Here is a 3025-nt window from a genome sequence, read left to right as displayed (position 1 = left end):
GCCGGGCAGAACCGGCGCCGCCCTGCCCGAGGCGCCGGGGACGACCGGGGCCGGGCGGGCCGCGGCCCGCGTGCCCGCCGCCGCCATCGGGCTGCTCCTGCCCAGCGTCTCCAAGGATCCGTCGCTGCGCACGGAGGCCGGACGCACCCTGCTGCGGATGCTGAGCGTCCACTCGATCGGCGACGAGGCGAAGTGGCTCCGCCTCGCGCGCAGCGTGCCCGGGCACCGTGCGGACATCCTCGCGCAGGCGGCCCGCCGCTGCGCCGACCACTGGCTGCGGCTCGCCAACGAACTGGAGAGCCGCCGCGCCTGACCCCCTGTCAGGCGGCCCGCCGCCCGGCACCGGCCACGTCGGCCAGGGCCGTCCCCAGCCGCTCCAGGCACGCGTCGACCTCCCGCTCCGAGACGGTCAGCGGCGGCGCGAACCGGATGACGTCCGGGGCCACGGCGTTCACCAGCAGCCCCCTGTCCTGCGCCGCCTGCCGCACCCGCCCCGCGAGGTCGCCGCGCAGCACCAGCCCCAACAGCAGCCCCGCGCCCCGGACTTCGCCCGCGGCCGGGTGACCGAGGGCCTCCAGTCCCCGTCGCAGCCGCTGCCCCGTGCGGGCCACCCGGGCGAGCAGACCGGTCTCCTCGATGGTGTCCAGGACGGCGAGAGCCGCCGCGCAGACCACCGGGTTGCCGCTGAAGGTCGAGCCGTGCGTGCCGGGCGTGAGCAGCTTGGCGGCCGTGCCGAAGGCGAGGGTCGCGCCGATCGGCAGACCGCCGCCGAGCCCCTTGGCGAGCGTGACGACGTCCGCCTCCACGCCGTCGGCCCGAGCGGCGAACCAGTGGCCCGTGCGCCCGATGCCGGTCTGGATCTCGTCCAGGACCAGCAGGGCACCGGCCGCCGCGGTGATCTCCCGGGCGGCCCGCAGATAGCCGGGCGGCGGCACGATCACACCGTTCTCGCCCTGCACGGGCTCCAGCACGACCAGCGCGGTGCGCGGGGTGACGGCGCGGCGCAGCGCCTCCGTGTCGCCGTACGGTACGTGGCTGACCTCGCCCGGCAGCGGCAGGAAGGGGCGCTGCTTGGCGGGCTGGCCGGTGAGGGCGAGGGCGCCCATGGTGCGGCCGTGGAAACCGCCGGCGGCGGCCACCATGTGGGTGCGCCCGGTGAGCCGGCCGATCTTGAAGGCCGCTTCGTTCGCCTCGGCGCCGGAGTTGGAGAAGTAGACCCGGCCCTCGCGCCCCGCGAGCCGCAGCAGCCGCTCGGCGAGCCGCACGGTCGGTTCCGCGATGAACAGGTTCGAGACGTGCCCGAGCGAGGCGACCTGCTCCGACACGGCCCGCACCACGGCGGGATGGGCGTGGCCCAGGGCGTTGACCGCGATACCGCCGACGAAGTCCAGGTACTCGGTGCCCTCCGCGTCCCAGACCCGGGTGCCCAGACCGCGGGCCAGCGCGAGGGAGGGGGTGCCGAAGTTGTCCATCATGACGTCCTGCCAGCGCCGGGCCAGCGCCTCGTTGCCTGTGCTCATGAGGAGTACTCGCTGTTCTCGTGGACGTACGCGGCGGTGAGGTCGTTGGTCCAGATCACGGCGGAGTCCGCGCCCGCGTCGAGCTCGACGCGGATCGAGATCTCCCGGCCGGTCATGTCCACCAGCGCGCGGTCCTCGCCCACCGATCCGCTCCTGCAGACTTGGACGCCGTTGATGGCGACGTTCAGCCGGTCGGGTTCGAAGGCGGCCTTCGTCGTGCCGATCGCGGACAGGACCCGGCCCCAGTTGGGGTCCTCCCCGTGCAGGGCGCACTTGAGGAGGTTGTTGCGGGCGATGGAGCGGCCCACCTCGACGGCGTCGTCCTCGCTCGCGGCGCCCGTGACCTCGATGCGGATCTCCTTGTCGGCGCCCTCGGCGTCCTTGACGAGCTGCCGCGCGAGGCCGTCGCAGACGACGCGGACGGCTTCGGCGAACGCGGCGTACTCCGGGGTGACCCCGGAGGCGCCGGAGGCGAGCAGCAGCACGGTGTCGTTGGTGGACATGCAGCCGTCGGAGTCGACCCGGTCGAAGGTGACGCGGGTGGCGGCCCGCAGCGCCCGGTCCAGGTCCCCGCTGTCGACGACGGCGTCCGTGGTGAGCACGACGAGCATGGTCGCGAGGCCCGGCGCGAGCATCCCGGCGCCCTTGGCCATCCCGCCGACGGTCCACCCGTCGTGGCCGGCCGCGGCCGTCTTGGGCATCGTGTCCGTGGTCATGATCGCGAGGGCCGCGTCCGTCCCGCCGGACTCCGACAGCCCGTCGGCGGCACGGTCGACGCCGGCCAGGAGCCGGTCCATGGGCAGCGGTACGCCGATCAGGCCGGTGGAACAGACGGCGACGTCGGCCGGGGCGGCACCGAGCCGCGCGGCGGCCCGCTCCGCGGTGGCGCGGGTGTCGTGCGCGCCCTGGGCGCCGGTGCAGGCGTTGGCTCCGCCGGAGTTGAGCACGACCGCGTGCAGCACACCGTCGGCGAGGCCGTCGCGGGTCCAGCGGACGGGCGCGGCCTGGACACGGTTGGAGGTGAAGACGCCCGCCGCGGCGTACCGCGGCCCCCGGTTGACGACGAGCGCCAGGTCACGGCTCCCGTTCTCCTTGATCCCGGCGGCCAGTCCCGCCGCGGTGAAGCCTCGTGCCGAGGTGACGCTCACGGGGCGACTCCGATCGTGGAGAGGCCCTGTGCCTCCGGCAGGCCCAGGGCGATGTTCATGCTCTGCACGGCTCCGCCCGCCGTGCCCTTGACCAGGTTGTCGATGGCGCTGACCGCGACGACCCGGCGGGTCGCGGGATCGAGGGCCACCTGGACCTGCGCGCTGTTCGACCCGTGCACGGCGCCGGTCGCGGGCCACTGCCCCTCGGGCAGCAGCCGGACGAACGGCTCGTCGGCCAGGGCCTTGTCGTACGCGGCCCGTACGTCGTCGGCGTCCACCCCCGGGCGGGCCGCCGCGGAGCAGGTCGCGAGGATGCCGCGGGACATCGGGGCCAGCGTCGGGGTGAAGGAGACGGCG

At 75.1% G+C, this 3025-nt stretch carries 3 protein-coding genes and 1 pseudogene; 1 reads left to right on the top strand and 3 read right to left on the bottom strand.

Annotated elements, in window-relative coordinates:
- Window positions 1–313 (top strand): annotated as a pseudogene (locus tag K377_RS41990) (transcriptional regulator); the annotation flags it as partial.
- 7 nt (window positions 314–320) lie between these two features.
- Here K377_RS41990 and K377_RS40825 read toward each other — a convergent pair.
- The 3 genes from K377_RS40825 to K377_RS40815 all read right to left on the bottom strand — a co-directional run.
- Window positions 321–1520: an acetylornithine transaminase gene (locus K377_RS40825; RefSeq protein WP_111668684.1), complete on the bottom strand. Its 1200-nt coding sequence runs from the start codon at window positions 1518–1520 to the stop codon at window positions 321–323.
- Window positions 1517–2668, bottom strand: coding sequence for a bifunctional glutamate N-acetyltransferase/amino-acid acetyltransferase ArgJ (argJ, locus tag K377_RS40820; RefSeq protein WP_111668683.1), 1152 nt, complete (start codon window positions 2666–2668; stop codon window positions 1517–1519). Before argJ ends, K377_RS40825 begins: the two co-directional genes overlap by 4 nt.
- The coding region (locus K377_RS40815; RefSeq protein WP_258395324.1) for an Asd/ArgC dimerization domain-containing protein at window positions 2665–3025 on the bottom strand (361 nt) is incomplete at its 5' end. The genes K377_RS40815 and argJ, both read right to left, overlap by 4 nt.

This window comes from Streptomyces sp. PsTaAH-137, from assembly GCF_003259365.1.
Taxonomy (GTDB): domain Bacteria; phylum Actinomycetota; class Actinomycetes; order Streptomycetales; family Streptomycetaceae; genus Streptomyces.
This window is presented reverse-complemented; position numbering and strand designations above follow the sequence as displayed.